Source organism: Agromyces sp. H66 (assembly GCF_004959775.1).
Lineage (GTDB): Bacteria > Actinomycetota > Actinomycetes > Actinomycetales > Microbacteriaceae > Agromyces.
The window spans coordinates 82,438-108,451 of the sequence record NZ_SJZG01000003.1 but is presented as its reverse complement, the minus strand read 5'-3'; the positions used below and the strand labels follow the sequence as shown (position 1 = coordinate 108,451).

The 26,014-nt window shown below is 71.9% G+C and carries 29 protein-coding genes; 19 read left to right on the top strand and 10 right to left on the bottom strand.

The features are described from left to right. Nucleotides 1-48 precede the first annotated feature (48 nt). Together EZM51_RS06320 and mftR are read right to left on the bottom strand one after the other, a co-directional pair. The gene (locus EZM51_RS06320; RefSeq protein WP_136707409.1) at nt 49-1,731 is read right to left on the bottom strand and encodes a GMC family oxidoreductase N-terminal domain-containing protein; all 1,683 of its coding nucleotides are present in this window, start codon (nt 1,729-1,731) and stop codon (nt 49-51) included. Nucleotides 1,732-1,735: 4 nt separating this feature from the next. After that, on the bottom strand, nt 1,736-2,377 hold the full coding sequence (gene mftR / locus EZM51_RS06315; protein WP_136707408.1) for a mycofactocin system transcriptional regulator: 642 nt from the start codon (nt 2,375-2,377) through the stop codon (nt 1,736-1,738). A 97-nt stretch (nt 2,378-2,474) separates the two neighbouring features. On the opposite strand from mftR, the gene mftA reads away from it, so the two are divergent. The 12 genes from mftA to mftF all read left to right on the top strand — a co-directional run bounded on the left by mftA (nt 2,475) and on the right by mftF (nt 13,265). Beyond that, nucleotides 2,475-2,585 (top strand): mycofactocin precursor MftA, encoded by a 111-nt coding sequence (gene mftA, locus EZM51_RS06310; protein ID WP_136707407.1) that lies wholly within the window; start codon nt 2,475-2,477, stop codon nt 2,583-2,585. Nucleotides 2,586-2,607: 22 nt separating this feature from the next. Next, complete coding sequence (mftB, locus tag EZM51_RS06305; protein WP_136707406.1) at nt 2,608-2,883, top strand: mycofactocin biosynthesis chaperone MftB; 276 nt, start codon at nt 2,608-2,610, stop codon at nt 2,881-2,883. Then, nucleotides 2,880-4,238, top strand: coding sequence for a mycofactocin radical SAM maturase (mftC, locus tag EZM51_RS06300; RefSeq protein ID WP_169053807.1), 1,359 nt, complete (start codon nt 2,880-2,882; stop codon nt 4,236-4,238). The genes mftB and mftC overlap by 4 nt, the downstream gene beginning before the upstream one ends. Before the next feature lie 98 nt (nt 4,239-4,336). Then, complete coding sequence (locus tag EZM51_RS06295) at nt 4,337-5,197, top strand: mycofactocin-coupled SDR family oxidoreductase (protein ID WP_136707405.1); 861 nt, start codon at nt 4,337-4,339, stop codon at nt 5,195-5,197. 62 nt (nt 5,198-5,259) lie between these two features. Further along, nucleotides 5,260-6,075 (top strand): mycofactocin-coupled SDR family oxidoreductase, encoded by an 816-nt coding sequence (locus EZM51_RS06290; protein ID WP_136707404.1) that lies wholly within the window; start codon nt 5,260-5,262, stop codon nt 6,073-6,075. A 75-nt stretch (nt 6,076-6,150) separates the two neighbouring features. Then, the gene (locus tag EZM51_RS06285) at nt 6,151-6,981 is read left to right on the top strand and encodes a mycofactocin-coupled SDR family oxidoreductase (RefSeq protein ID WP_136707403.1); all 831 of its coding nucleotides are present in this window, start codon (nt 6,151-6,153) and stop codon (nt 6,979-6,981) included. Between the two features lie 29 nt (nt 6,982-7,010). Further along, entirely contained in the window at nt 7,011-7,844 is an 834-nt protein-coding gene (locus EZM51_RS06280; RefSeq protein WP_136707402.1) for a mycofactocin-coupled SDR family oxidoreductase, read from the top strand. A gap of 12 nt (nt 7,845-7,856) precedes the next feature. After that, nucleotides 7,857-8,792: a MoxR family ATPase gene (locus EZM51_RS06275; RefSeq protein ID WP_211195832.1), complete on the top strand. Its 936-nt coding sequence runs from the start codon at nt 7,857-7,859 to the stop codon at nt 8,790-8,792. 6 nt (nt 8,793-8,798) lie between these two features. Continuing rightward, nucleotides 8,799-9,779: a VWA domain-containing protein gene (locus tag EZM51_RS06270; protein ID WP_211195831.1), complete on the top strand. Its 981-nt coding sequence runs from the start codon at nt 8,799-8,801 to the stop codon at nt 9,777-9,779. A 28-nt stretch (nt 9,780-9,807) separates the two neighbouring features. Further along, nucleotides 9,808-11,106 carry a pre-mycofactocin synthase MftD gene (mftD, locus tag EZM51_RS06265; RefSeq protein WP_136707401.1) on the top strand — a complete coding sequence of 433 codons (1,299 nt, stop codon included), beginning with the start codon at nt 9,808-9,810 and terminating at the stop codon, nt 11,104-11,106. Nucleotides 11,107-11,115: 9 nt separating this feature from the next. Next, complete coding sequence (mftE, locus tag EZM51_RS06260; protein ID WP_136707400.1) at nt 11,116-11,871, top strand: mycofactocin biosynthesis peptidyl-dipeptidase MftE; 756 nt, start codon at nt 11,116-11,118, stop codon at nt 11,869-11,871. Further along, nucleotides 11,835-13,265, top strand: coding sequence for a mycofactocin biosynthesis glycosyltransferase MftF (mftF, locus tag EZM51_RS06255; RefSeq protein ID WP_136707399.1), 1,431 nt, complete (start codon nt 11,835-11,837; stop codon nt 13,263-13,265). The genes mftE and mftF overlap by 37 nt, the downstream gene beginning before the upstream one ends. A 111-nt stretch (nt 13,266-13,376) precedes the next feature. Here mftF and EZM51_RS06250 read toward each other — a convergent pair whose 3' ends face one another. Continuing rightward, the gene (locus EZM51_RS06250) at nt 13,377-14,450 is read right to left on the bottom strand and encodes an LLM class flavin-dependent oxidoreductase (protein ID WP_136707398.1); all 1,074 of its coding nucleotides are present in this window, start codon (nt 14,448-14,450) and stop codon (nt 13,377-13,379) included. Nucleotides 14,451-14,580: 130 nt separating this feature from the next. On the opposite strand from EZM51_RS06250, the gene EZM51_RS06245 reads away from it, so the two are divergent. From EZM51_RS06245 to EZM51_RS06235, 3 genes are read left to right on the top strand one after another with little or no spacing between them, the layout of a single operon-like run. After that, nucleotides 14,581-15,159: a TetR/AcrR family transcriptional regulator gene (locus EZM51_RS06245; protein WP_248305497.1), complete on the top strand. Its 579-nt coding sequence runs from the start codon at nt 14,581-14,583 to the stop codon at nt 15,157-15,159. After that, nucleotides 15,152-15,892: an ABC transporter ATP-binding protein gene (locus EZM51_RS06240; RefSeq protein ID WP_136707397.1), complete on the top strand. Its 741-nt coding sequence runs from the start codon at nt 15,152-15,154 to the stop codon at nt 15,890-15,892. The genes EZM51_RS06245 and EZM51_RS06240 overlap by 8 nt, the downstream gene beginning before the upstream one ends. Further along, on the top strand, nt 15,889-16,653 hold the full coding sequence (locus EZM51_RS06235; protein ID WP_136707396.1) for an ABC transporter permease: 765 nt from the start codon (nt 15,889-15,891) through the stop codon (nt 16,651-16,653). Before EZM51_RS06240 ends, EZM51_RS06235 begins: the two co-directional genes overlap by 4 nt. A 9-nt stretch (nt 16,654-16,662) precedes the next feature. Here EZM51_RS06235 and EZM51_RS06230 read toward each other — a convergent pair whose 3' ends face one another. Further along, on the bottom strand, nt 16,663-17,289 hold the full coding sequence (locus EZM51_RS06230) for an ABATE domain-containing protein (RefSeq protein ID WP_136707395.1): 627 nt from the start codon (nt 17,287-17,289) through the stop codon (nt 16,663-16,665). 119 nt (nt 17,290-17,408) lie between these two features. Here EZM51_RS06230 and EZM51_RS06225 point away from each other — a divergent pair, with 119 nt between their 5' ends. Next, entirely contained in the window at nt 17,409-17,972 is a 564-nt protein-coding gene (locus EZM51_RS06225; RefSeq protein WP_136707394.1) for a carboxymuconolactone decarboxylase family protein, read from the top strand. Nucleotides 17,973-18,029: 57 nt separating this feature from the next. Here EZM51_RS06225 and EZM51_RS06220 read toward each other — a convergent pair whose 3' ends face one another. Genes EZM51_RS06220 through EZM51_RS06195 form a run of 6 tightly spaced genes read right to left on the bottom strand, consistent with a single transcriptional unit; the run spans nt 18,030 to nt 22,398 of the window. Then, on the bottom strand, nt 18,030-18,659 hold the full coding sequence (locus EZM51_RS06220; RefSeq protein WP_136707393.1) for a TetR/AcrR family transcriptional regulator: 630 nt from the start codon (nt 18,657-18,659) through the stop codon (nt 18,030-18,032). 5 nt (nt 18,660-18,664) lie between these two features. Next, nucleotides 18,665-19,129, bottom strand: coding sequence for a hotdog fold thioesterase (locus tag EZM51_RS06215; protein WP_136707392.1), 465 nt, complete (start codon nt 19,127-19,129; stop codon nt 18,665-18,667). After that, entirely contained in the window at nt 19,126-20,271 is a 1,146-nt protein-coding gene (locus EZM51_RS06210; protein WP_136707391.1) for a thiolase family protein, read from the bottom strand. Before EZM51_RS06210 ends, EZM51_RS06215 begins: the two co-directional genes overlap by 4 nt. After that, the gene (locus EZM51_RS06205) at nt 20,268-20,483 is read right to left on the bottom strand and encodes an OB-fold domain-containing protein (protein WP_136707390.1); all 216 of its coding nucleotides are present in this window, start codon (nt 20,481-20,483) and stop codon (nt 20,268-20,270) included. The genes EZM51_RS06210 and EZM51_RS06205 overlap by 4 nt, the downstream gene beginning before the upstream one ends. Beyond that, nucleotides 20,480-21,073 (bottom strand): TetR/AcrR family transcriptional regulator, encoded by a 594-nt coding sequence (locus EZM51_RS06200; RefSeq protein WP_136707389.1) that lies wholly within the window; start codon nt 21,071-21,073, stop codon nt 20,480-20,482. The genes EZM51_RS06205 and EZM51_RS06200 overlap by 4 nt, the downstream gene beginning before the upstream one ends. Beyond that, a complete protein-coding gene (locus EZM51_RS06195; protein WP_136707388.1) occupies nt 21,070-22,398 on the bottom strand; it encodes an AMP-binding protein in 1,329 nt (442 codons plus the stop codon). The genes EZM51_RS06200 and EZM51_RS06195 overlap by 4 nt, the downstream gene beginning before the upstream one ends. Before the next feature lie 239 nt (nt 22,399-22,637). Here EZM51_RS06195 and EZM51_RS06190 point away from each other — a divergent pair, with 239 nt between their 5' ends. Genes EZM51_RS06190 through EZM51_RS06180 form a run of 3 tightly spaced genes read left to right on the top strand, consistent with a single transcriptional unit; the run spans nt 22,638 to nt 25,908 of the window. Further along, nucleotides 22,638-24,734: a hydantoinase/oxoprolinase family protein gene (locus EZM51_RS06190; RefSeq protein ID WP_248305526.1), complete on the top strand. Its 2,097-nt coding sequence runs from the start codon at nt 22,638-22,640 to the stop codon at nt 24,732-24,734. After that, entirely contained in the window at nt 24,731-25,069 is a 339-nt protein-coding gene (locus EZM51_RS06185; RefSeq protein ID WP_136707386.1) for an acetone carboxylase subunit gamma, read from the top strand. The genes EZM51_RS06190 and EZM51_RS06185 overlap by 4 nt, the downstream gene beginning before the upstream one ends. Then, a complete protein-coding gene (locus EZM51_RS06180) occupies nt 25,066-25,908 on the top strand; it encodes a hypothetical protein (RefSeq protein WP_136707385.1) in 843 nt (280 codons plus the stop codon). Before EZM51_RS06185 ends, EZM51_RS06180 begins: the two co-directional genes overlap by 4 nt. The last annotated feature ends 106 nt before the right edge of the window (nt 25,909-26,014 follow it).

The following is a 26,014-nucleotide window of genomic DNA, read 5'->3' as shown; positions in this document are numbered from 1 at the left end:
AATGGTACCGAATGGTACCGCGTCGTGACAACCCATGCGATCCGCGCCTCAGTCGCCGCGCCGCATGAAGCGGGCGACGAGCTCCCCGATGAGCACGGCGGTCGCGGCCGGCCCGCGCGACGGGGCATCCGGCAGCATCGACGTGTCGGCCACGCGCAGCCCCGCGACCCCGTGCACGCGCCCGAACCCGTCGACCACGGCGCCCGGGTCGGAGGCCGGCCCCATGGGCGCACTCCCGCAGAGGTGGATCGCGGTGCCGAGATGCGCGAGCATCCACGCGTCGAGCGCGTCATCGTCGTCGAGCGTCGCGTCGTCGAGTTCGGTGAGCCGTTCGAACAGCTCGGCGAAGGCGCGCGTGCGCAGCAGGGCCACGGCGGTGCGGATGCCGAGCCGCATCCGCTCCCGGTCGTGCGCCGTCGACAGGTACCGGTAGTCGATGCGCGGGAACACCGTCGGGTCGGCGGACTCGAGCGTGATCGAGCCGCGCGCCTCCTCGCCCTGCAGGCCCACGAGGAGCACGAGGTCGCGACCGTGCACGGCCTGCTCCCGCATCCGCGAGAGCGACGCGCCGCGCAGGGCGCGCACGGTGGCGAGCGGATGCCGCAGCGCCGACCGGGCACCGCCGGACACCATGCCGGGCGAGCCCGTGAGCAGGTGGTTCATGGTCTTGACCGAGACCATGATCTCGAGGTCGCCCGCGGGATCCCCGCCGGGCGACGAGAAGTTCAGCGCGGTCGTGAAGGTCTCGGGCGTGCGCGGGTCCATCACCCCCCGCCGGGCGCGCCACCCCACGGAGAGGTCGGGGTGGTCGCTGAACGCGCGGCCGACACCCGGCGCGTCGCGCACGACCGGCACGTCATGGGCGCTCAGCTGCTCGGCCGGTCCGACGCCCGACACGAGCAGCAGGTGCGGCGTGCCGATGCCGCCGGCGCACAGCACGACCTCGTCGGCATCGATGACCCGAGCGGATGCCCCGGCGCGAGCGGTTCCCGCGGCGCCACCGCCGCCCGCCACCTCGACCCCGACCGCGCGCGTCCCGTCGAACACGACGCGCAGCACGCGGCATCCGCCGATCACCTCGAGGTTCGGTCGGTCGCGCACCGGCTCCAGGTACGCGAGCCCGGTGTTGATGCGCACGCCGTCGACGACGTTCTGCGGCACCGGTCCGACGCCGGGCGGTCCGGGCGCGTTCTTGTCGGGCTCGGCGGGGAACCCGAGCTCCGACGCGGCGGCCGTGAAGGCGCGCGCGGCCGGATTGGACTGCGACGCCCGCCGCACGGGCATCGGCCCGGCGTCGCCGTGGACGGGCCCCGCGCCGAGGTCGAGGTCGCGTTCGAGGTGGCGCAGCACGGGAAGCACGCGCTCGTAGGCCCAGTCGGGGCCCGCGGCATCCGCCCACCTGGCGAAGTCCTCGGGGCGGGCGCGCACGAAGTAGCCGCCGTTGATGGTCGACGAGCCGCCGATGATGCGGCCGCGGGCGATCGTGTACGGCAGGTCGGGGGTGAGGTGGCCGAGGTACGACCAGTTCGCCGGATGACCCGGCATCGCGCCCTGCACCGTCGACGCGTCGAGCAGCTCGGGCGGGAACTGCGCCCGTGAGCGGGGAACCGGGCCCGCCTCGAGCACGATCACCCGGTGGTCGTGGTCTTCGCTCAGCCGGGCCGCGAGCGCCGCACCGGCGGCACCGGCGCCGACCACGACGGTCGTGCGGACGACCCCGCCACCGGTCACCGGGTCATCCCTGTGCGCCCCGGTGCGCCTGCACCACCTTGGTGTCGATGCGCTCGTCGATGAGCCGGAACGCCTCGTCGAGCAGGTCGAGCAGTTGCGCGCTGCCGTCGTCGAGCCACTGCTCGTAGGCGGCGAGGCAGACGCCGAGACAGGTCCAGGCCATGGTCTGCGGGATGAGATCGTGCTCGGGCAGTTCGAGCCGGCGCGCGACGTGTTCGGCGACCACCTGCCGCCACGATGCGTACCGCAGCGTCGAGTGGGCGAGGAGCGTGGGCACGTGCAGCAGCAGGTCCATCCGGCGCCGGTGGTAGGGCCACTCCTCCTCGGGCACCCGGTTGAACTCGAGGATCGCGATGCGCAGCTGCTCCATCATGGGGACGTCGTCGGGCATCCCCGACAGGTGCGCGCGCATGCGGCCGAGGAGGGTGTCGAAGTCGCCCCACGGCAGGTCGTTCTTCGACGGGAAGTAGCGGAACAGGGTGCGTCGGCCGATGCCGGCCTCGCGGGCGATGTCGTCGATCGTGGTCTGGTCGAAGCCTCGCTCCATGAACAGCGTGAGGGCCACGTGGCTGATCTCGGCGTGGGTCGTCGACGGCGCGCGACCGAGTCTCGGGCGAACCGGCCCATCCTCGCGGCCGACCGTCATGGGCGCAACCCCCTTCCCAACGGCACTGAGTGTCATTAGTATCGTCCTCATCACGGAGATCGCCAAGGGCGGCGATCATGCACATGAGGAGCATCCCATGACTCGAACCGACCAGCTCGTCGAACCGCAGAGTGCGATCGAGGACGTGATCGAAACGGATTCGCTCGTCGAAGAGGTCTCGATCGACGGCATGTGCGGCGTGTACTGACGCCATCCCACTCGTCATCGCCATGAGCGCCGTCGATCCAGAATCCGCCTGGCAGCTGCACCCGCAGGTCTCGGTGAGACCCGAGCCGTTCGGGGCGCTGCTCTACCACTTCGGCACCCGCAAGCTGTCGTTCCTGAAGGACCGCACGCTGCTGACGGTGGTCGAGGGGCTATCGGATGCCGCGAACGCGCGTGCCGCGTGCGAGGCGGCCGGTGTCGCGGACGAGCACGTGCCGACCTACCTCCGGGCGCTCGGAACGCTCGCCGACTCGAAGATGCTCGTGGAGCGTGCAGCATGACCCTGATCGATACGTCCGTGCGCGACATCCGACCGGCGCCGCCGCCATCGTCGATGCGCCTGGTCGACCACTTCGAGCACGGCCTCGACGCGCCGATCTGCCTGACCTGGGAGCTGACGTACGCGTGCAACCTGTCGTGCGTGCACTGCCTGTCGAGCTCGGGGCGGCGCGATCCTCGCGAGCTCTCGACCGAGGAGTGCAAGGCCGTCATCGACGAGCTCGAGCGCATGCAGGTGTTCTACGTGAACATCGGCGGCGGCGAGCCCACGGTGCGCAGCGACTTCTGGGAGCTGCTCGACTACGCGACCGACCACCACGTGGGCGTGAAGTTCTCGACGAACGGCGTGAAGATCACGCCCGAGATCGCGGCGAAGCTCGCCGCCAACGACTACGTCGACGTGCAGATCTCGCTCGACGGCGCCACCGCCGAGGTGAACGACTTCATCCGCGGGCCGCGTTCGTATGAGACGGCGCTCCGCGCGATGCAGAACCTGTCGGACGCCGGCATGAAGAACTTCAAGATCTCGGTCGTCTGCACCCGGCAGAACATCCCGCAGCTCGACGAGTTCAAGGCCATCGCCGACCGGTACGGGGCGCAGCTGCGGCTCACCCGGCTGCGGCCGTCGGGTCGCGGGGCGGATGTCTGGGACGAGCTGCACCCCACCCAGGCGCAGCAGCGCGAGCTCTACGACTGGCTCGTCGCGCACGGCGACAACGTGCTCACGGGCGACTCGTTCTTCCACCTCTCCGCGTACGGGCAGGCGCTGCCGGGCCTGAACCTCTGCGGCGCGGGCCGGGTGGTGTGCCTCATCGACCCGATCGGCGACGTGTACGCGTGCCCGTTCGCGATCCACGACGAGTTCCTCGCCGGCAACGTGCGCGGCGAGGGCGGCTTCCAGTCGGTGTGGCGCGGGTCCGAGCTGTTCACCAGGCTCCGTGAGCCGCAGTCGGGCGGCGCGTGCACGTCGTGCCAGTTCTTCGACACCTGCAAGGGCGGATGCATGGCCGCCAAGTTCTTCACCGGGCTGCCGCTCGACGGGCCCGACCCCGAGTGCGTGCAGGGCTACGGCGAGCAGCTGCTCGCCGAGCGGGCCGACAAGCTCAGCGTGCCCAAGCACGCGGGCGACCACTCGCACCGCACCTCGCCGCCGCGCCCGCGCACCGGCATGGGGCCGGTCCGCGTCACGCTCTCGCGACGCGAGGACCTGCAGGCGCCGCCCGTGAGCGCGTGCGCCGAGGACCCGCTCGCCGGCTTCACCGCGGTCGCCGCCGGCGCGACCACCGACGACTCCGCAACGAAGGAACCCGGCGCCGACCGGCGCCACCAGGGAGGCATCCGCACCGGACTCGCGTGAGACCCGACTCGCCTCGACGACCGTGATGACGCGGTCGCGGTCGATCGTGCCGCTCGCACGAGGACGTTCGGCGTGCCTTGAGACAGGAGGAACGAGTCATGGGAATGCTCGACGGAAAGGTCGCCCTCATCACGGGCGGCTCACGTGGCCAGGGTCGGGCGCACGCGGTGACGTGTGCGCGCGAGGGCGCGGATGTCGTCATCATCGACACGCTCACCCAGATCGACACCGTGGCGTATCCGATGGCGCAGCAGGCCGACTTCGACGACACGGTCCGGCAGGTCGAGGCGCTCGACCGCCGCATCGTCAGCGTCGTGGGCGATGTGCGCAAGCAGGCCGACCTCGATGAGGCCGTGACGCGGGGCATCGCCGAGCTCGGGAAGATCGACATCCTCATCGCCAATGCCGGCATCTTCTCGCTCGCGCCGGCGCACGAGATGACCGACGAGATGTGGGACGACATGATCGCCGTGAACCTCACTGGCGTCTGGAAGTCGGCCAAGGCCGTGCTTCCCCACATGATGGAACAGGGCGGCGGCTCGATCGTCATGACCTCGTCGATCAACGGGCTCGAGCCGGGCGCCAACTACGTGCACTACTGCGCCGCGAAGTTCGGCGTCGTCGGCATCATGAAGACGCTCGCGCTCGAGTACGCCCGGCACGGCATCCGCGTGAACGCGATCCACCCGGGCGCCATCCTCACGCCCATGACCAGCTGGCAGGGTGCATGGGACATGATGAGCGGCAAGCCGGCCGGCGAGGGCACCGAGGCCGACATGCTCGAGGCGGGGTACTCCTTCCACGCGCTGAAGGGCAACGGCTTCCTCGACCCGCAGCGCATCGCCGACACCGCGCTCTACCTCAACTCGGACCTCGCATCTTCGGTCACCGGTGTCTCCATCCCGGTCGATGCGGGGCACCTGCTCATGCCCGGCTACAACGCCGATCCGGTGAAGTAGCCCGCCGACCCCGGCACACACCGAAGCACCCGACACCATCACACCGAAGCAAGGAGAACGACATGGCTGGAAGAGTCGAAGGCAAGGTCGCATTCGTCACGGGTGCGGCACGAGGCCAGGGCCGGTCGCACGCACTGCGACTCGCCGAGGAGGGTGCCGACATCATCGCGGTCGACTTGTGCGACCACATCCCGAACGTGGGGTACCCGTCGGCGACCGAGGACGACCTCGCTGAGACCGTGCGCCAGGTGGAGGCACTCGACCGCCGCATCGTCGCGCGGAAGGCGGATGTGCGCGACCGGGACGCGATGAAGGCGGTGATCGACGAGGGCGTCGCTCAGTTCGGAAAGCTCGATGTCGTCGTCGCGAATGCGGGCATCGTCGTGATCGCGGCCTGGGATGACACGAGCGTGGAGATCTGGGACCAGACGATCTCGACCAATCTCACGGGCGTGTGGAACACGATCCAGTTGACCGCGCCGCACCTGATCGCCGCCGGTGGCGGATCGATGATCCTCACGAGCTCGGCCGCCGGTATCAAGGGGCTGCCGTTCATCTCCGCCTACGTCGCGGCGAAGCACGGCGTGGTCGGTCTGATGCGCGCGTACGCGACCGAACTCGCCGAGCACAGCATCCGGGTCAACACGCTCCACCCCACGGGCGTGAACACCCCCATGGCGGACCCGAGCACGATGGCCGCCTATGGGCCGCTCCTCGAGGCGCACCCGCGCGTCGCGGCGATGATGACGAACCTGCTCCCGATCGAGATGACGGAGCCGCGTGACCAGTCGAACGCGGTGCTCTTCCTCGCCTCCGACGAGGCGCGGTACGTCACGAGCATGGAGTTCACCGTCGACGCGGGCAACACGCAGTACTGACCGACGGATGTCGCGGCCGCGACATCCGAGACGGATGCGGCCGCGGCATCCCGAACCGAGAGAAGGGAGCACGCAATGGGGCGTGTAGAGGGAAAGGTCGCGTTCATCACGGGCGCGGCACGAGGACAGGGTCGGAGCCACGCGCTGCGGCTGGCCGAAGAGGGCGCCGACATCATCGCCATCGACATCTGCGAGGCGGTGCCGACGAACAACATCCCGCCGGCGTCCGAGAAGGACCTGCAGGAGACCGTTCGGCAGGTCGAGGCACTCGATCGCCGCATCATCGCCACGAAGGCCGACGTCCGTGACTACGACGCGGTGAAGGCCGCCGTGGACGAGGGCGTCGCCCAGCTCGGCCGGCTCGACATCGTCGCGGCCAACGCCGGCATCGCCGGCACGCCGAGCCGGGCGGAGGAGATACCCGAGGACCACTGGACCGAGATGATCGACATCAACCTGTCGGGCGTGTGGAAGAGCTGCAAGGCGGCGATCCCCCACCTCCGAGCCTCCGGCGGCGGCTCGATCATCATCACCAGCTCTGACGCGGGACTGTTCGCGTATCCGAACATCGCCCATTACGTGTCGGCGAAGCACGGTCTCGTGGGGCTGATGCGCACACTGGCCCTGGAACTCGCGCCGGACATGATCCGCGTGAACAGCATCCACCCGACGACCGTGTCGACCGACATGGTGCTGAACGACACGATCTACCGGTTGTTCCGGCCAGACCTGGACAATCCCACGAAGGACGACTTCGCCGAGGCGGCGACCGCGATGAACGCGCTCCCGGTTCCCTGGGTCGAGGCCGTCGACATCTCGAACGCCGTGCTGTGGCTCGCCTCCGATGAGGCGCGCTACGTGACCGGCGTCCCGCTGCCGGTCGACGCCGGCGCCGCCGTGAAGTGAGACCGAGAAGGAGAGAAGGGGGAAACATCATGGGACGACTCGACGGAAAGGTCGCGTTCATCACGGGTGCGGCGAGAGGACAGGGGCGAAGCCACGCCCTGCGCATGGCGCAGGAGGGCGCGGACATCATCGGGGTCGACATCGCCGAGCAGATCTCGACGGTGCCCTACGCGATGGCGACGCAGGAGGACCTCGACGAGACGGTGCGCCAGGTCGAGGCGCTCGACCGGCGCATCGTGGCCCGCAAGGTCGACGTGCGCGACGGCGAAGCCCTGCGGGCGGCCGTCGACGAGGGCGTGGCCGAGCTCGGCCGCCTCGACATCGTCGCGGCGAACGCGGGCATCTTCTCGAGCGGCGCGGCCGAGGAACTCACCGAGGAGCAGTGGGGCGACATGATCGAGGTGAACCTGTCGGGTGTCTGGCGCACCTGCAAGGTCGCCATCCCGCATCTCCGGGCCGCCGGTGGCGGGTCGATCATCATCACGAGCTCGACCGCCGGACTCAACGGCTTCCCGAACTTCGCGCACTACGTGTCGGCGAAGCACGGGGTCGTCGGACTCATGCGCACGCTCGCGCTCGAACTCGCGCCCGACATGATCCGGGTCAACTCCGTGCATCCCACGTCAGTCGACACCGACATGATCCAGAACGAGACGATGTACGAGCTGTTCGCACCCGACCTCGAGCCCCAGCAGCGCACGCGCGAGGCGCTCGGCGAGCGATTCACGACGCTGAACGCGCTCCCGATCCCGTGGGTCGAGGCCGTCGACATCTCGAACGCCGTGCTGTTCCTGGCCTCCGACGAGGCGCGCTACATCACCGGCGTGACCCTGCCCGTCGATGCCGGGCAGACCACCAAGTAGGAGGACGCACACGTGACCGACATCGCACGAGCGGACACCGGCGCGAGCCGCCTCGCCGCCAACCGCGAGCGCATCGCGTCCCGGATCGTCGGCCGCGAGCGTGAGCTCGAGCTCACGCTCGCGGCGGTGGCGGCCGGGCGCGACATCCTGCTCGAGGGTCCGCCCGGCACGAGCAAGACGACGATGCTCTCGGCGATCACGGAGGAGTGGGGCATCCCGCTGCTCTTCGTCGAGGGCAACGCCGACCTCACGCCCGCGAAGCTCGTCGGCCACCACAACCCGGCCCGGGTGCTGCAGGAGGACTACAGCGCCGAGAACTTCGTGGCCGGGCCGCTCGTCGAGGCGATGAAGGAGGGCGGGTTCCTCTACATCGAGGAGTTCAACCGCGCGCCCGAGGACACGCTCAACACGCTGCTCACCGCGATGGCGGACCGGTCGATCGCGGTGCCGCGCGTCGGGCGCATCCGGGCGAAGCCGACGTTCCGCGTGATCGCCTCGATGAACCCGTACGACAACGTCGGCACCACGCGGCTGTCGACGAGCGTGCACGACCGGCTGAACAGGCTGGCCGTCGACTACCAGGACGCCCCGAGCGAGGAGCGCATCGTCGCCCTGCGCACGGCGGCGCAGGGCGAGTTCGGCGAGCGGCTCATCGCGGACGCCGTCGCCGTGACGCGGGCGACCCGCCGGCATCCCGACCTGAAGCAGGGGTCGAGCGTTCGCGGCGCGATCGACTGCGTGCTCGTGGCGACCAAGCTCGCGGAGCTCCGCGACCTCCGCTCACCCGACGACGAGCGGTACCCCGAGCTCGTGTTCGACGCGATGATCGTGTCGCTCTCGGGACGCATCCACCTCGACGAGGCGATCGAGACGACGCCCGAGCGGGTCCTGCGCGAGATCTGGGAGGACCGCTTCATCCTCGAGCCGCACGCTGCGGCGCCCGGATGAAGAGCGGTGCCGGCGGATTCCCCGCTGCAGCGCGAGCGGCCCGACCGGCGCGGTGCGAGCGGGAAGCCGCTCAGGCGCACTCCCAAACGACTCGAGGAGGAACCCACGGTGTTCGAGGCCACGGCCGGCGCCGGCGGCGGCATGCTGCTGCGCCGGAGCGGCGACGGCGGGCGCGCGGCGGCGAAGCCGATGCCCGGCAGCGCCGCGCCCGGGTTCACCGACGAGGAGGCATCCGTCGTCGTGCCCGAGACGGATTCCGCGGTCGACCCGGTCGCCCGAGCGCGGGCGCGGAAGATCGCGGCACGTCTCGCGGTGCCCCGGCCGCGTCGTGACGCGACCAGCCGACGCGGACTCGGCGACCTCGGCAGCATGCCGTACCGCGGCGGCTCCGACGAGATCGACCTGGATCGCACGATCGAGGTGCTCGCCGAGCGGCCGGTGCCCGAGGACGAGGACATCGTCGTGCGCGACCGCATCCGCACGAAGCGCTCGGTGGTGCTCGCGGTCGACGTGTCGGGCTCGATGAAGGGCGAGCGGGTGGCGACGGCCGCAGCGACCGTCGGCGCGCTCGCGGGCGAACTCCAGCACGACGACCTCGCGGTGATCGCGTTCTGGTCGGATGCCGCGATCCTGCTGAACCTCGGCGAGCCCGTGAAGCCCATGGACCTGCTCGACACCATCATGCGGATCCCGGCGCAGGGGCTCACGAACGTGGCGTTCCCGCTCGAGCTCGCGGCGAAGCAGCTCGCCCGTGCCCCGGTGCGGGACGCCCGCGTGATCCTGCTGTCGGACTGCGTGCACAATGCCGGACCCGATCCGCGCCCGTTCGCCGGGCGGCTTCCGCGCCTCGATGTGCTGCTGGACGCGAGCGGGGAGAAGGACGTGGAACTCGGCCGCGACCTCGCCCGCATCGGGCGCGGCACCCTGCACGTCGTGCACGACTACCGCGGGGTGGCGCCCGCCGTGAGCCAGATCTTCGGCGGATGACGAGACGACTTCGAGAAGGAGAGAGACGATGAGCAACGACTGGTTCGAGACCGTGGCCGTGGCACAGCGGCGCGCCAAGCGGCGCCTGCCCAAGTCGGTGTACGGCGCCCTGATCGCCGGATCCGAGCGCGGCCTGACGTATCAGGACAACATGAAGGCCTATGGCGAGCTGCAGTGGGCGCCGATGGTGGCCGACCACAAGTCCGAGCGAAAGCTCGACACGACGGTCATGGGCATCCCGATCTCACTGCCCGTGCTCATCTCGCCGACCGGCGTGCAGGCGGTGCATCCCGAGGGCGAGGTGGCCGTGTCCCGGGCGGCCGCGAACCGGGGCACGATCATGGGCCTCTCGTCGTACGCGTCGAAGCCCGTCGAGGACGTCGTGGAGGCCAACCCCAACACGCTCTTCCAGGTGTATTGGAGCGGCACGCGCGACGCGATGCTGCACCGGCTGGAGCGGGCGCGTGCCGCCGGCGTCAAGGGCGTCATCCTGACCCTCGACTGGTCGTTCTCCAACGGCCGCGACTGGGGGAGCCCGTGGATCCCCGAGAAGCTCACCCTGCAGGCGGCGATGCGCTTCGCTCCGCAGGCGGTGACGCGGCCGGCGTGGTTGCTCGACTTCCTGAAGACCGGGAGCGTACCCGACCTCTCGACGCCGAACCTCGCGCCCGCCGACGGCGGTCCGGCGCCGACGTTCTTCGGCGCCTACGGCGAGTGGATGTCGACGCCGCCCGCGACCTGGGACGACGTCGCGTGGTTGCGCGAGGAGTGGGGCGGCCCGTTCATGCTCAAGGGCATCACCCGCCTCGACGACGCCAGGCGCGCGGTCGACGCTGGCGTCACCGCGATCTCCGTGTCGAACCACGGCGGCAATAACCTTGACACGACGCCCGCGTCGATCCGCATGCTCCCGGGCATCGCGGACGCGGTCGGCGACCAGGTCGAGGTGCTCCTCGACGGCGGTATCCGACGCGGCGGAGATGTCGCGAAGGCGCTCGCACTCGGTGCGCGCGCGGTGATGATCGGACGGGCGTACCTCTGGGGGCTGGCGGCGAATGGACAGGCTGGGGTCGAGAACGTCTTCGACGTGCTCCGCGGTGGACTCGACTCGGCCGTGCTCGGCCTCGGGCACGCCTCGATCGACGAGCTCAGTCCCGCCGACTTCTACATGCCGCCGAACTTCCGGCGCGACCTCGGCACCGGCGATGCAGCCGAGCAGCCCGCCACGAAGCCCTCGGCGCGCAAGACGAGGCCGGCGACCCGTCGCGCCAAGCCCGAGCCGGCGGAGCCCCGGCCCGACGACGCGGTGGCCCTCGGCAACGCCTGAGGCTCGCGCGTGACCGGGCGCGGCGCGCGGCGCCTCGTGGATCGGCCGTGGCCGGAGGTCGGTCGGCCGGTGCTGCTCGTGCCGCTCGGGTCGACCGAGCAGCACGGGCCGCACCTGCCGCTCGACACCGACGCGGTCGTGGCATCCGTCGTCTGCGACGCGCTCGCCGAGCGCCTGACGGGCGGCGGCGTCGACGCGGTCGTGGCGCCGTCGATCGCCTACGGCGCGAGCGGCGAGCACCAGGACTTCCCCGGCACGATCTCGATCGGCACCGAGGCGCTCACGACGCTGCTCGTCGAATACGGGCGCTCGGCGTGCGAGTGGGCCGCTCGCCTCGTCTTCGTGAACGGGCATGGCGGCAACGTCGATGCGCTCGCCGCCGCCGTGCCGACGCTTGTCGCCGAAGGCCGGCCCGCGGCATGGTTGCCCTGCGCGGGAGCGCCGCAGGGGTCGGGGCCCGCCGACCCGCATGCCGGGCGCACCGAGACCTCGCTCATGCTGGCGACCGACCCGACGCGCGTGCGGGGCGACCGCATCGAGCCGGGCAACGACGCGCCGCTCGCCGAGCTCATCCACCGCCTGCGCACCGAGGGCGTGCGCCGCGTCTCGCTGAACGGCGTGCTCGGCGACCCGCGCGGCTCGACCGTCGAGGAGGGAGCGCGCGTGTTCGACGCGATCATCGGCGAGGCGTGGTCGCGGCTCGCGGGTGGTGTCGTCGATGATCGCGGATGCCTCGTCCCGACGCGCTCGGAGACGCGCTCGTGACCGCGCGGCTGCCCGACGGGTTCGTCGTGCGCCTGAACCGGCACACCCGCGTCATCGACGACGGCGCCGTGCTCGTGGGCGGCTCGCCGACGCGGATCTCGCGCCTGAAGCCGCTCGCCCGCCGGGCGATCCTGGGCCGCACGATCACGGTGACGGATGCCTCGAGCCGCGCACTCGCCGACCACCTCCTCGCCACGGGCATGGCCGATCCCGTGGTCGATGCGCTGCCGGCCGCGGACCTCGCCCTCGCGACCGTGGTGATCCCCGTGCGCGACCGGTCGCGCCAGCTCGACCGCCTGCTGGCCGGCCTCGGCGGCGCGCTGCGCGTGATCGTCGTCGACGACGACTCGGTCGATCGAGCGGCCGTCGCGGCCGTCGCCGCGCGACACGGCGCCGAGCTGTTGCCGCTCGCCGAGAACGTCGGTCCGGCGGGCGCGCGGAACGCCGGGCTCACCCGGGTCGCCACGCCGTTCGTCGTGTTCGTCGACTCCGACGTGGTCGTCGAGGCGGCCGCGATCGAGACGATGCTGCGGCATTTCGCCGACCCCGGGCTCGCGATGGTGGCGCCCCGCGTACTCGGCCTCGAGAGCGACCGGCCGAACTGGATCACGCGCTACGAGGACGCGCGTTCGTCGCTCGACCTCGGCAGCGACTCGTCGATCGTGCGGCCGCGATCCCCGGTGACCTGGGTGTCGAGCACGTGCCTCGTCGCGCGCGTCGACGCCCTCGGCAGCGGCTTCGACGCGTCGATGCGCGTCGGGGAGGATGTCGACCTCGTGTGGCGGCTCGTCGACGAGGGCCGGCGGGTGCGCTTCGAGCCCGCGGCATCCGTGCGCCATGAGCACCGGTCGACGCTGCGCGCCTGGATGGGGCGCAAGGCGTTCTACGGCACCGGCGCGCACCCGCTCGCGATGCGGCATCCCGACGACATCGCGCCCGTGGTGCTCGCACCGTGGGGCGCCGGGCTCCTCGTCGCGCTGATGGCGCAGCGACGCTGGTCGCTGCCCGTCGCGGGCGTCATCGCGGGCGTGACGATCGCGCGCATCGGGCGCCGGGCGGTGGGCGTGCGGCATCCGTACCGCCTCGCCGGTCGGCTCACCGGCTACGGCGCGATCGCCGCGGTCACGCAGGGGTTCGCGCTGCTCCTGCGGCACTGGTGGCCGCTCGCGGCGATCGGATGCCTCGTCTCCCGCCGCGTTCGCCGGGCCGTGCTGGTGGCGGCCCTTGCCGACACCGTCATCGAGTACGCGCGCACGAAACCGCGGCTCGACCCGCTGCGGTTCGCCGTCGCACGGCGCCTCGACGACGCGTCGTACGGCGCGGGCGTGTGGTGGAGCGCGATCCGCGCCCGCTCGCCGAAGGCGCTGCTCCCCGACCTCCGCCGTCGCCGCTGACCCGGCTCCGCGCCGCAGCCTCCAGCTTGTGCAGGAGAAGGGGCACGATGTCGCCCGTGGGGCGGGCATGGGGCCCATTCTCCTGCAGGAGCTGAGGTCCTCCTGCGGGAGTCAAGGTCGGGCGGGGTGCCAGCCGATCGCGGGTGCGACGTGCTCGGCGATCGCGGCGAGCAGGCGCCTGTTGTAGTCGACGCCGAGCTGGTTCGGCACGGTGAGGAGCACCGTGTCGGCCACGGCCACCGCGACGTCCTGCGCCAACTCGGCCGCGATCGCGTCAGGCTCGCCGATGTAGCTCTTCCCGAACCTGGCGATGCCGCCGTCGAGGAAACCCACCTGATCCTGCGTGTCGTGACCGAGGCGGCCGCCGAAGTACCGGCGGTCCTCGTCGGTGATGAGCGGGATGACACTGCGCGAGACCGACACCCGCGGCGTGCGCTCCCAGCCGGCCGCGGCCCACGCGTCGCGGTACAGCTGGAGCTGCTCGGCCTGCAGCTCGTCGAACGGCACGCCCGTATCCTCGGTGAGCAGCGTCGAGCTCATGAGGTTCATGCCCTGTTCGGCGGTCCACGTGGCGGTGGCGCGGGTGCCGCTGCCCCACCAGATGCGGTCGGCGAGACCAGGCGACTGCGGCTGGATGGGCAGGAGGCCCGTCGTGCCGGTCATCTTGGGGTTCGCGGGTGCGACACCGGCGCCCGCGATGGCCCGGCGGAATGTCTCGGTCTTGTCGCGGGCGAGTGCGGCGTCGTCCTGGCCCTCGGGCGGCACGAATCCGAAGGTGTGCGCGCCGTCGAGTGCGGGCTCGGGTGAGCCGCGGCTGACGCCGAGCTGCAGGCGCCCCTCAGTGGTCGAGTGCGCGCTGATGAGGTCGGCCGCCGCGGCCTCCTCGGCCATGTACAGCGGGTTCTCGTAGCGCATGTCGATGACGGCCGTGCCGATCTCGATGCGGCTCGTGCGTGCTCCGATGGCGGCCAGCAGCGGGAACGGGCTCGCGAGCTGGCGCGCGAAGTGGTGCACCCGGAAGAAGGCGCCGTCGATCCCGAGCTCCTCGGCGGCCACGGCGAGCTCGATCGACTGCACCAGTGCGTCACGGCCGCTGCGCGTCTGCGACTGCGGCGACGGATGCCAGTGGCCGAAGGACAGGAATCCGATGCGCTTCTTCACACCCGATACAGCAGCCTGAGGCATCCGATCATTCCCCTCGGTCGGAGGAGTCCGCGAGAGCGGGCATCCTCCGGTGCGCCGGCGCCCCGGCCCGCCCGCCCGGCGCGCTTCGCGACCTGTTGACACGCAGAATGTTAGCGACTAACATTCTGGCGTGACCATCGACACTCCTCGACCGACGAAGCGCGAGCGCACGCTCGCCGCGCTCCTCGAGCACGGGCTCGACCTGTTCGAACGGCAGGGCTACGACCAGACCACGGTCGCGCAGATCGCTCGGGCCGCCGGCGTCACCGAGATGACGTTCTTCCGGTACTTCCCGGCGAAGGAGCACCTGCTCCTCGACGACCCCTACGACCCCGTGCTCACCGCTGCGATCGCCGAGCAGCCGCGCACGCTGCCGCCGTTCGTGCGAGCGGCGCGCGGCCTGCGGTCGGCGTGGCGGGCACTGCCCGAGCCCGAGGCGCCGGTCATCCGACGCCGGGTGCGCATCGTCGCGCGCACCCCGGGGCTGCGCGGGGCGATGTGGCGGTCGACGGGCAACACCGAGCGGGCCATCGTCGAGCGGCTCGTCGCCGACGGTGCGTCACCCGACGACGCTCGTGTGGCCGCGGCATCCGTGCTCGCGGCGCTCGTCGCCGGGCTGTACGCGTGGGCCGACGACGAGAGCGGCACCGGAACCCTCGCCGCCGCGATCGAACACGCGCTCGACGTGATCGACGTGTGCCATGACTGAGCCGGCACCCCTTCTGCGCCTCGAAGCGCGCGGGCTCGTGCGCGAGTTCCCCGGCGGCGCCGGTGTGCACGGCATCGACCTCGACGTCGCGCCGGGCGAGGTGCACGCCCTCGTCGGACTGAACGGCGCCGGCAAGACCACGCTCATGCGCATCCTCCTCGGCATGCTGCGGACCGACCGGGGAGACGCGCGCATCGACGGCGTCGACCTCCGCTCGGCCGGTCCCGACACCTGGCGGCGGGTCGGCCACGTAGTCGAGCACCCGTTCGCCTACGCCGAGCTCACGGGGCGCGGCAACCTCGCCATCGCCGCCCGCCTGCGCGGCGTGCCGCGCGACGACGTCGACGCCGCCGTCGACCGGGTCATCGACGAATTCGACCTCGCCAGGTACGCGAACGTGCGGGCGAGTCGGCTCTCGCTCGGCAACCGGCAGCGCCTCGGGCTCGCCGCCGCGCTCCTGCACGAGCCGTCGTTCGTCGTGCTCGACGAGCCGACGAACGCGCTCGACCCGGCGGGCGTCATCCTGCTGCGCGAATCGCTCGTGCGGCGCGCGGCCGCGGGCGCCGGGATCCTCGTCTCGAGCCACCATCTCGACGAGGTCGCGCGCATCGCGCACCGCATCACGGTGATCAACGACGGCCGGGTGATCGGCGAGCTCGACCCGGCCGGCATCGACCTCGAGCGCGCCTTCTTCGCGCAGGTCCACGCCGACGTCGCCGGGAGGGTCGCATGAACGCGGGGCTGCGCGCGGCGATCGCGGTCGAGGCGCGGAAGGCGGCGGCCTCGCGGGTGATGGCGTCGGTCACGGCGCTGCTCGTGCTCGGGGTCGGCGCGCTCTCGCTCGGGATGCTCCTCGCCGCGGCATCCGGTGACGAGCAGGTGCTCGCGAAGCTCGGTCCGCTCGCGGGCGTCGGCGGCTGGGCCGGGCTCATCGGCGTCGTGCTGCAGATCACGGCGGCCGGCGGCCTGCTGGCGTTCGGCGTCGCCCTCAGCTGGCTGTTCGGGCGCGAGTTCGCCGACGGCACCGTGGCCGCGCTCTTCGCGCTGCCCGTCTCACGGCCGGCCATCGCGATGGCGAAGCTCGTCGTCTACCTGGCCTGGGCGATCGGCGTCGCGGTCGTGCTCACGGGCATCGTCGCGGTGCTCGGGTTCGCGATGGGCTACGGGGTGACGGATGCCGCGGGCGTCGCGACGCTCCTCCGGATCCCGGTGCTCGTGGTGCTGACCGCGCTCATCGCCGTGCCCGCCGCGTGGGCGGCGACCATCGGGCGCGGGCTCCTCCCCGGAATCGCCGCCACGGTCGGCATCGTCGTGGTCGCGCAGGTGTTCGCCATCGCGGATGCCGGCGCGTGGGTCCCCATCGTCGCGCCCGCGCTCTGGGCGATCGCACCCGCGTCGGTGCCGGCCGCGGCGCTGCTCACCGTGCCGTCGGTGCCGATCGTGTTCGGCGGGCTCTGCGCGCTCGCGTGGGCGCGGCTGCAGCTCGACCGCTGACGCGCGGGCCTATTCGGCCTCGTCGACTCGACCGTGGCGTGCGTAGTGCCGAGCTGCGCGGGCGCGGTTGCCGCAGCCGTTCGAGCACCATTCACGACGTGGATGGTCCTTGATGAAGTAGAGCACGCAGCCGGGGGCGAGGCAGGCGCGCAGGTCGAGGTCGTCCCACGGCCCGAAGAGTTCGATCGCCTCGCCTGCGATCGCGCTGATGAACAACGCGTCGGGGGCTCCGGTGGTTTCCGGCAGCCCGACGAGGCCACCGCCTTCGGTCAGCTCGAGCATCGGCCGGATCTGCGCCAGCCGTGCACTGTCGTTGACCGTCTGCACCGCCCTGCCGAGGTCTGCCATCGGCGACCTGGCCTGCTCCCGAGGATCACCGGTCCGTTCCGCGGCGATCCGACGCACCGCATCGCGAAGGTCGCGCAGGCGACCGAGGCCGCCGTCGTCGAGCGCATCGGCGGTGCCGCGCACCGGGGCGTCGAGGCGCGGACTCACCGCGGTGACCCAGCGCCGCGCGTCGCCGAGCGAACCGAGCGAGTCGTGAACGCCATGCCGGTCCGACCAGAACGTGTTCATCAGCTCGACCGGTAACGCCTGGCCCAGGAGCGGAGCGTCGGGGAGCTGCGGATCGGCCATGACGCGATTCTACCTCTTCTAACGGATATCTGGCGATTCAACCGTTGACACAACGCAGAGGTGCGGTTATGTTCTAACGGTAGCAACATCCGCAAACCATTAGAACCGAGGAGATCTCGATGAACATCCCACTCACCCCCGTCGACCCGGCCACCGCCACCGGTGCCCCCAAGGAACTGCTCGACCAGGTCCAGAGCGCGCTGGGCGTGACGCCGAACATGACGAAGGTCATGGCGAACAGCCCGGCGCTGCTCCGCGGCTACCTCGCCTTGTCCGGGGCCCTGGCCACGGGCACTCTCAAGGCGCCCGTTCGGGAGCAGCTCGCGATCGCGACCGCCGAGGCCAACGGCTGCGCCTATTGCCTGTCGGCCCACACGTACGTCGGCGGTGCGGTGGCGAAGCTCCCCGAGTCCGAGCTCGAGGCCGCCCGCGATGCGACGTCGGCCGACCCGCACACCGCCGCCCTGCTCGGCCTGTCCGACGAGATCCTGCGCAGTCGAGGCTCGGTGAGCGCTGACGCGATCCCCACCGCGCGGGCCGCGGGCGTGACCGACGCTGAGATCGGCGAGATCGTCGGACACATCGCGCTCAACGTGCTGACCAACTACTTCAACGTGATGGCCCAGGTGGAGAACGACTGGCCGGTCGTGTCTCCGCGCAGCACGCAGGCAAGCGCCGCGTGAATACGTGCGACCGGCGGGGAGGCAGGTCGTCATACGCCACGGCTCCCCGCCGGTCGCTCAGCCGAGCAGTTCCTCGACGCGGTTCGAGGTGGGCATGCGCAGGCCGTCGAGGGCGACCGCGATGACGTCGTCGGCGAGGCGGTCGGCGTCCTCGCGCCCGCCGGTGCGGTACCACTCGACGATCGAGTTGATCATGCCGAACACGAGACGCGACACGACGCTCGCGTCGATGTCGCTGCGCAGCGTACCCTCGGCCTGCGACTCCTCGACGAGCGCGGTCACCGCGCGGTCGAACGCGCGGCGCCGGGCCAGCGCCCGGCGCTCGACTTCGGTGTTGCCGCGCACGCGCAGCAGCAGCGTCACATAGGGAAGCTTGGCGATGAGCACGTGCACGCCGCCGCGGAGCACGTGATCGAGGCGGTCGGCCGCCCGGCCGCGGGTGGCCTCGGGCTCCTGCAGCACGCCCTCGAGCGCGCTCAGGGCGTCGTCGAGCGCGCGTTCGAGGATCTCGTCCTTCGAGGCGAAGTGGTGGTAGATCGCCGACTTCGACAGGCCCAGGCGGTCGGCGAGCACGCCCATGGACGTCGCGTCGTAGCCGTACTGGTTGAAGGCGGCGACGGCGACCTCGAGGATCCCCTGCTGGTCGTAGCCGGGGCGGCCTCGCCGGAGGGTTCCGTTCTCAGACATCGTTCTCAGTCTCGCATGCTCCCGACGCGCGGCCCAGCCGTTCGGGTTCGGGCGCGCGCCCGGAACTCGGCCACGAGGCGGTCGTCGCGCGCGCCGGAGCCGTCGGCGCGGCCGGCTCCGCCATCGCCGTCCGTCCTCACGCCGACGTCGATGAGCAGCGAGCGTCCCGACCGCGAGCGCAGCCGGGCCGTCGCGACCAGGACGTCGCCGACCCGGGCAGGGGAGAGGAACGAGACATCCGCACCCGTCGTGATCGCGGACTCGTCGACCGCGATCGCGACCGCGCCGCTGGCGGTGTCGGCGAGCATCACGACGAAGCCCGCATGGGCGATGCCGAGGGTCGTGGCCATGTCCGCCGTGACGGGCATGCGCAGGGTCGCGGCCTGCTCGCCGACCTCGACGACCGCGATGCCCGCGGATCGGCAGACGGGGTCCGACGAGATGAGCTCCCGCGCGTCCTCGGGCGTCATCGCACGGCGTCCGGGTGGGCGAGCAGGCTGACCACGGCGGCGATCCCGTCATGCGTGGCCACGCCGCCGCCGACGGTGTGCGCGAGTGCGATGCCGGCGCCGGGCGTCGGGTTCTCGGATTCGCCCAGCAACTGCCGGCTGAGTTCCACGACCTGTGCGACACCGGATGCCCCGACCGCATGCCCGCGGCTCAGCAGCCCGCCGCTCGTGTTCACGGGCAGCGTTCCGCCGGGCGAGGTCTCGCCGTCGAGCGTCATGCGCCAGGCACTGCCCCGCTCGGCGAGGCCGAGCGACTCGACCGCGATGAGCTCGCCGATCGTGAACGCGTCGTGCACTTCGGCGATGTCGACGCGGGCTCGGTCGATGCCCGCGTCGGCGAAGGCGCGATCGCCGGCGGTCGCCGTGATGCGCGAGTGCGTGAGGTCGTAGCCCGCGTCGATGCGGAATCCCGAGGAGACGCCCGTGCCGAGCACGCGCACGGCGTCGGGGCGGGCATCGTCGGCCGGCAGGAGCACGACGGCCGCCGCACCGTCGGCGTTGGCGCAGCACTGCAGCAGCGTCAGCGGCTCCGCGACGGGCCTGGAGGCGAGCACCTCGTCGATCGTGACGGGCTCGCGGAACCGGGCACGGGGGTTGTTCACCCCGCCCGCGTGGTTCTTGACGGAAACCGCGGCGAGGGCGCGGGGGTCTGCGTCGTACTCGGCGAGGTATCGACTCGCGTTCATGGCGTAGATGCCCGGCAGGTTGAGCCCGAGACGAGTCGGCTCGTCGTCGCGGTCGAGGGTGATGAGGCCGCCGTCGAACGCGGTGGTCGCCGATTCGACGCCGAGCACGAGGGCGGCACGCACCCGTCCGGTGCGCACGGCGTGGAAGGCCTCGGCGAACGCGTGCGATCCGCTCGCGCAGGCGTTCTCGAGGTTCTGCACGGGGACGCCCTCGATGTCGGTCCCGGCGAGCGAGCGTTGCGCGGCCGCGCCGCCGCCCAGCACGTTGCCGCACCAGACCGCGTCGATGTCGCCGGTGGTGAGCCCGGCGTCGGCCAGTGCATCGGCGACGGCCTCGGCGCCCATGACGTCGATGCGCCGGTCGGGGAACCGGCCGAACGGAGTCATGCCGATGCCCGCGATCGCCACGTCGATCATGCGCTCCTCCGATGCGTCGCCACGAGGCCCGACGCGGAGGTCGGGTCGTCGACCAGCGCGACGCGTTCGCCGACCGTCGCTCGGCCGTCGACCGGCGCGAGCACCCGGCCGCCGTCGACGTCGACGTAGGCGAGCGTGTACGGCGCCTCGTGGCCGGGCAGGCCCACATGGATCGTCGTCGTGGCGTAGACCACGCCGGGCCGCCCGGTCATCTGAGCACCCCGTGCAGGAAGATCTCGGCCATCTCGTCGCCGACCTGCTCGGCGGTGCGGGGGCCGTCTTCGCGGAACCAGAAGTGGGTCCAGTTCGTCATGCCGATGAGCGCGAACGCGGCCACGGGCACGTCGAGGTCGGCGAGCATGCCGCGCCGCTTCAGCGTGTTGAGCTCGCTCTGCAGGAGGACGGTGGCCTCGTGCTGCTTGGCGCGCACTTCGGCCTGATGCTCGGGCGTGAGCTTGTCGGTGTTCTCGAAGAGCGTGTGCACCGCCTCGCGGTGCTCGATGGCGGTGGCGACGAGCGCCTTCACGATCGCCCGCACGCGGTCCTCAGGGGCATCCGTCGACGCGACCGCATCGCGGAGCGCCTCGACGAGGTGATTCACCGCCGTGTCGACGATGGCCGCGAGGATCGCGCCCTTCGAGGGGAAGTAGTGGTAGAGCCCGGCGATGCTGATGTCGTTGACCGCCGCCAGGTCGCGCATGGATGCCTCGCCGAAGCCCTGCTGGCTGAACAGCCGGGCCGCGTTCTCGAGGATGCGCGTGCTGCGGGAGGCCTCGTCGGGGCTGAGGTCGGAGATCGTCATGGCGTGCGCTCCAGGATCGTGGTCTTGTGGCTCGATCGGCCGAGCGAGCCGGCGGGGACGAACTCGACCGTGGCACGGAATCGCAGCAGATCGCGAATCCGGCTCTCGATGGACTCGGCGAGGCCCGACGCCGCCGCGCGGTCGGGCTCGTCGTGCGACTCGATGCGCACCTGCAGCGGCGGGGCGACTCGTGGCCCGGTGCCCGGGGCGAGGATGCGGATGGCCCCCGTGACCTGTGGTGCGAACTGCGCGACGACGTCGCGCACGGCCGCCGGGTGCACGTTGATGCCGTTCACGATGAGCATGTCGTCGGCGCGGCCGAGGATGCGGTACCTGGGCCCGGGCCGCCCGCACGGGCACGGATCGGTCACCACCTGCACGTCGTCGCCCATGTTGTAGCGCAGGATCGGCCCGGCCTGCCAGTCGAGCGAGGTGTGCGTCATCTGGCCGACGACGCCGTCTTCGAGGGGGAGCGGTGTGCCGGTCTCGCCGTCGAGCAGTTCGATGAGGTGATGCTCGGGCGCCATCGGGTGCATGCCCGTCTGGTAATCGCAGGAGAGCATGAAGTGCCCCCAGGCACCGCCCATGCCGTCGAAGACCCGGGCACCGTAGGCTTCGGCGATGCGGGCGCGCACGGCCGGATCGCCGGCGCCGGGCTCGCCGCCGCACTGGATGATGCGGATGCCGAGCGAGGCGACCTCGGCGCCGATCACCTCGGGCGCGCGTTCGATGAGGTGCTCGGCGAACGACGGCGTGCAGAACAGCGCGGTCGGGCGGGTGAGCTTCGCGATGGTGAGCAGGCGTGCCGTGCCGCCCTCCGCGCCGACGGGGAGCGCTCGGATGCCGGCGCGGTCGAGTGCGCGCAGCCAGGGAACGCCGCCGACGAACATCGACAACGCGTAGGCGTGCAGCACCGTGTCACCGCGACGCAGGCCCATCGCGGCGAACGCGCGGCCGAGCACCTCGTCGTTGACCTCGGCGTCGTGCGTCGTGAACGTGTAGAACGTCGGCTGGCCGCTGGTGCCCGAGGTGGCGTTGACGTAGCGAACCTCGTCGAGGTCGGCGGTGAGGTGCACACCGTACGGATGCCCCGACTCGCGCATCGACGCCTCCTGCGAGATCCGGTGCTGCGTCTTGTCGAACGTCGGGATGACGGCCAGGTCGGCGAGCGTGCGGATCGACTCCGGATCGATGCCCGCCAGGCGGTCGCGATAGTAAGGGCTTCGCTCGACGAGGTACGCGAGCTGGGTGCGGAGGGTGGCGAGCTGCGTCTCGACGAGAGCGCCGGAGTCCAGGTTCGCCGCCGTTGGCGTGTCTGTAGTCATGGTCCGATCCGTTAGAACGTTCGTTTGGTGATCACGGTACGGATCGTCGCTGCGCTCGTCAAGCCCGACGTGCCCGTGGGGCAAAGAAGGCGCGAATTCTCGGGAGTGTTCGCCGCGAGACCCGCGCTTGACACGTCTGGCGCGCCGGGCTACCTTGGCACCGAACGATCGTTCACTCGACAACCGAATCGCGAGTGAAACGAGTTGACGAGCTGACAAGGAGGTTGGCTGTGGCCGCAATGACCCTGGAGTCGGTGACCGTGCCGACGGCACGCACCGAGGCCGAGCCGAGCGCGCATCGCGGGCGGTACACGATCGACATCGACACCGGTGGCACCTTCACCGACGGCTTCATCGCCGATCACCAGACGGGGCGCGTCGTGCTCTCGAAGGTTCCGAGCACCACGCACGACCCGTCGCAGAGCCTGCTCGACTGCACCGCCTTCGCGGCCGCCGAGCTCGGCATCGAGTTGCGCGAGCTGCTCCAGGGCGCCGGGGTGGTGCGGTACTCGAGCACCATCTCGACCAACGCCATCATCGAGCACCGCGGCCTGCGGGTGGGGCTCCTCATCGCCGAGGGCACCGATCAGGCGCTCGGCCTGGGCGGAGACCGCCGCCCGCTCGTCGACCAGGGCTTCCTGCGTCCTGAGCTCGTGGCCACCGTCGCGGTTCCCGGCGGCGGCGAGCCCGACGCGGGCGCCGTGGTCGGCGCGTTCCAGCGCCTCGTCGAGGCAGGCGCGCAGACGGTGCTCATCGCATTCGCCGGCTCGGGTGGCGACGACTCCGCCGAGCGCGCCGCGAAGCGCGCCATCCGGGCCCAGTACCCCGCGCACTACCTCGGCGCGGCCCCCGTATTCACGACGGCCGAGATCGTGTCGGGCGGTGACGACGCGCTCCGGGTGAACACCGCGTTCCTCGCCGCCTACGTGCACCACCACCTCGCCCGCTACCTGTTCCGCGCCGAGGAGCGCCTGCGCGCCGCCGGCCTCAACCGCCCGCTGCTCGTGGTGCACGCCGACGGCGGCGTCACCCGCGTGGCCAAGACGCACGCGCTCGACACCTACAACTCCGGCCCGGTGAGCGGCCTGCAGGGCGCCCGCGCGCTCGCCGAGCGCCGCGGCGACGACCTCGCCGTCACCATCGACATGGGCGGCACCAGCGTCGACATCGGCGTCATCGCCGGAGCGGTGCTCCCGCAGGTGCTCGAGTGGGAGCTCGCGGGCCTGCCCGTGCGACTGCCCACCGTGCGCGTCGAGGCGGTCGGCGGCGCCGGCGGCTCGATCGCCCGCGTGGTCGACGGGGAGGTTCGCGTCGGTCCCGACAGCGCCGGCGCCCGGCCCGGCCCCGCGTGCTTCGGCCTCGGCGGCACGCTCCCCACGGTCACCGACGCCGACCTCGTGCTCGGCTACGTCGACCCCGCCGGGTTCCTCGGCGGCCGCATGCGCCTCGACCGCGCTCGCGCCGAGGCGGCGGTGGCGACCATCTCCGATGAGCTCGGCGTCGACCTCGTCGAGGCCGCCTGGCGCATCAAGGACGCGGTCGACCGGCAGACGGCCGAGGAGATCGGCACGCACGTGGGCGAGGCCGGCGCGGGCGAGGCATCCGACGCCACGCTCCTCCTCTACGGCGGCGCCGGACCGGTGCACGGCGGCGGCATCCTCGCGCACGTCGGCGCCCGTCGCGCCGTGATGACGCGCACCGCCTCGGTCTTCAGCGCCTTCTCGAGCGCCTCGATGGACGTGCTCCACCAGTACCCGGTGCCCGCGCCCGAGACCGTCGGGTCGGATGCCGCGGCCTGGAGCTCCTCGGTCGCCGCGACCCTGCCCGACCGCATCGCCCGCGCCGAACGCGACATGCGCGGCGAGGGATTCGCCGCCGGCTCGCTGCGGTACCGGCTGCACGCCCTCGGGCAGGGCGGCGACGGCCGCTCCATCAGCGTGAAGGTCCCCCTCGACGTCGGTGCCGTGTCGGCGTCGCTCGGGCAGGTGCACCGCGCGCTCGCCGAGGCCGGCGCCGAGGTGCAACTCCTCGCGCTCGAAGCTACGGCCGGCGTGCCGCATCACGAGGTCGCCGCCGCCCCGCTCGGCGTCGAGGACTCGGGCGAGGCGATCGTGGGCGAACGCGAGGCGTACTGGGGGCCCGAGACGGGCCTCGCGATCGCACCCGTCTACGACCGCGACCGCCTGCTCCCGGGCAACGCGCTCGAGGGCCCGGCGCTCGTGCAAGGGTCCGACACCACCATCGTCGTGCCGCCCGGACAGCGCCTCACGGTCGACGAGTGGAACGACGACATCCTCACCATCTCCGAAGCCATCTCCGAAGGAGGAGCACGATGACCGAGAGGGTCCGCGTCACCGAGACGCTCGACATCGACCTCGACGCCGGTCGCTGGACCTGCAACCGCTGCGGCCACGACGTCGGCGACGCCGAGCAGAGCTACAAGGAGGGCCTCCTGGTCGCCGAGCGCGACCCCGAGGAGGTGCACCCGCGACGGGCGCCCGAGGACTCCGCGTACTCGTTCGCACCCGACCCCGAGTGGTGCCGCGTGCTCGAGTTCTACTGCCCCGGGTGCGCCGTGCTCGTCGAGGTGGAATACCTCCCGCCGGGGCATCCGATCACGCGCGACCTCGTGTTCGACCTCACCTCGCTGCGGGCCGCAGCAGCGCGATGAGCCGCATCGCGAGCGTCGTGCGGTCGGACGCGCTCCCAGTGCCGATCTTCACGCCGCTCGTCGGCGGGTTCGCGGCGACCATCACGCAGACCTCGCCCGAGACGTTCTGGCGCTCGGCACCTGCGCAGGCGGCCGCCCTCGCCGAGACGGCGCGCCTCTTCGGGCTCGACGCGATCACGGTCGGCCTCGACCCGGCGGCGCTCGCCGAGTCCGCGGGCGCCGAGGTGGACTGGTCGACCGGGCGTGGCGTCGTGACGTCGGGCGTACCGGCGGCCGACGCCGAGCGCGGCCTCGACCCGGGCGCCACGACGGTGCTCGACGTGGCGCTGCGCCTCGGCCAGACGCTCGGCGGAGTCACCGACGTGATCGGGGTGGTGCCCGGCGTCGCGACGCTCGCGCGGCTGGTCGCCACCGAGAGCGGGGCGGATGCCGCGGAGCGACTCGCCGCCCGCCTCGTGATCGAGGCCGCCCGCGGCTACGGCGAGGCCAGGGTCGACGCCCTGCTCGTGCTCGACGACGCCGAGGGATTCGCCGCGGCGGAGTCGGCGGCCGTGCGACGCGCCGAGCGCGTGCTCGCGAACACGGCGCGGTTCTTCGACATCCCGCTGCTGCGATCGGTGCCGGCCGGCGCCGGCGCGGACGCCGAGCGCATCGCTCCGGCGCAGGCTGCCCTTCCGGCCGACGAGCCGGTGACGGGCGTGCCGAGCGCCGTGCCCGTCACCCCCGGCGCGCCCGTCTCGGTGCCGGCCGCCTGGTACACGAGCGCCGGCGAGCTCGATCCCGCCCTCCCGCCCGAACTCCTGCACGACCTCGTCGGGGCACTCCGCACCGACGCCTGATCCCGAGGCGGCATCCGTCGCCCGAACACGCCGCGGCGGCATCCGTCGCCCGAGACCACACCCGAGGCGGCATCCGCCGCCCGACCCACGACCGAAGGAAAGGACG

Coding starts and splice junctions, on each gene's coding strand:
- mftR (WP_136707408.1), bottom strand. CDS start 2,377: ATGACGGTCGGCCGCGAGGATGGGCCGGTTCGCCCGAGACTCGGTCGC.
- mftA (WP_136707407.1), top strand. CDS start 2,475: ATGACTCGAACCGACCAGCTCGTCGAACCGCAGAGTGCGATCGAGGAC.
- mftB (WP_136707406.1), top strand. CDS start 2,608: ATGAGCGCCGTCGATCCAGAATCCGCCTGGCAGCTGCACCCGCAGGTC.
- mftC (WP_169053807.1), top strand. CDS start 2,880: ATGACCCTGATCGATACGTCCGTGCGCGACATCCGACCGGCGCCGCCG.
- EZM51_RS06295 (WP_136707405.1), top strand. CDS start 4,337: ATGGGAATGCTCGACGGAAAGGTCGCCCTCATCACGGGCGGCTCACGT.
- EZM51_RS06290 (WP_136707404.1), top strand. CDS start 5,260: ATGGCTGGAAGAGTCGAAGGCAAGGTCGCATTCGTCACGGGTGCGGCA.
- EZM51_RS06285 (WP_136707403.1), top strand. CDS start 6,151: ATGGGGCGTGTAGAGGGAAAGGTCGCGTTCATCACGGGCGCGGCACGA.
- EZM51_RS06280 (WP_136707402.1), top strand. CDS start 7,011: ATGGGACGACTCGACGGAAAGGTCGCGTTCATCACGGGTGCGGCGAGA.
- mftD (WP_136707401.1), top strand. CDS start 9,808: ATGAGCAACGACTGGTTCGAGACCGTGGCCGTGGCACAGCGGCGCGCC.
- mftF (WP_136707399.1), top strand. CDS start 11,835: ATGCCTCGTCCCGACGCGCTCGGAGACGCGCTCGTGACCGCGCGGCTG.
- EZM51_RS06250 (WP_136707398.1), bottom strand. CDS start 14,450: ATGCCTCAGGCTGCTGTATCGGGTGTGAAGAAGCGCATCGGATTCCTG.
- EZM51_RS06240 (WP_136707397.1), top strand. CDS start 15,152: ATGACTGAGCCGGCACCCCTTCTGCGCCTCGAAGCGCGCGGGCTCGTG.
- EZM51_RS06235 (WP_136707396.1), top strand. CDS start 15,889: ATGAACGCGGGGCTGCGCGCGGCGATCGCGGTCGAGGCGCGGAAGGCG.
- EZM51_RS06230 (WP_136707395.1), bottom strand. CDS start 17,289: ATGGCCGATCCGCAGCTCCCCGACGCTCCGCTCCTGGGCCAGGCGTTA.
- EZM51_RS06225 (WP_136707394.1), top strand. CDS start 17,409: ATGAACATCCCACTCACCCCCGTCGACCCGGCCACCGCCACCGGTGCC.
- EZM51_RS06220 (WP_136707393.1), bottom strand. CDS start 18,659: ATGTCTGAGAACGGAACCCTCCGGCGAGGCCGCCCCGGCTACGACCAG.
- EZM51_RS06215 (WP_136707392.1), bottom strand. CDS start 19,129: ATGACGCCCGAGGACGCGCGGGAGCTCATCTCGTCGGACCCCGTCTGC.
- EZM51_RS06210 (WP_136707391.1), bottom strand. CDS start 20,271: ATGATCGACGTGGCGATCGCGGGCATCGGCATGACTCCGTTCGGCCGG.
- EZM51_RS06205 (WP_136707390.1), bottom strand. CDS start 20,483: ATGACCGGGCGGCCCGGCGTGGTCTACGCCACGACGACGATCCATGTG.
- EZM51_RS06200 (WP_136707389.1), bottom strand. CDS start 21,073: ATGACGATCTCCGACCTCAGCCCCGACGAGGCCTCCCGCAGCACGCGC.
- EZM51_RS06195 (WP_136707388.1), bottom strand. CDS start 22,398: ATGACTACAGACACGCCAACGGCGGCGAACCTGGACTCCGGCGCTCTC.
- EZM51_RS06190 (WP_248305526.1), top strand. CDS start 22,638: ATGACCCTGGAGTCGGTGACCGTGCCGACGGCACGCACCGAGGCCGAG.
- EZM51_RS06185 (WP_136707386.1), top strand. CDS start 24,731: ATGACCGAGAGGGTCCGCGTCACCGAGACGCTCGACATCGACCTCGAC.
- EZM51_RS06180 (WP_136707385.1), top strand. CDS start 25,066: ATGAGCCGCATCGCGAGCGTCGTGCGGTCGGACGCGCTCCCAGTGCCG.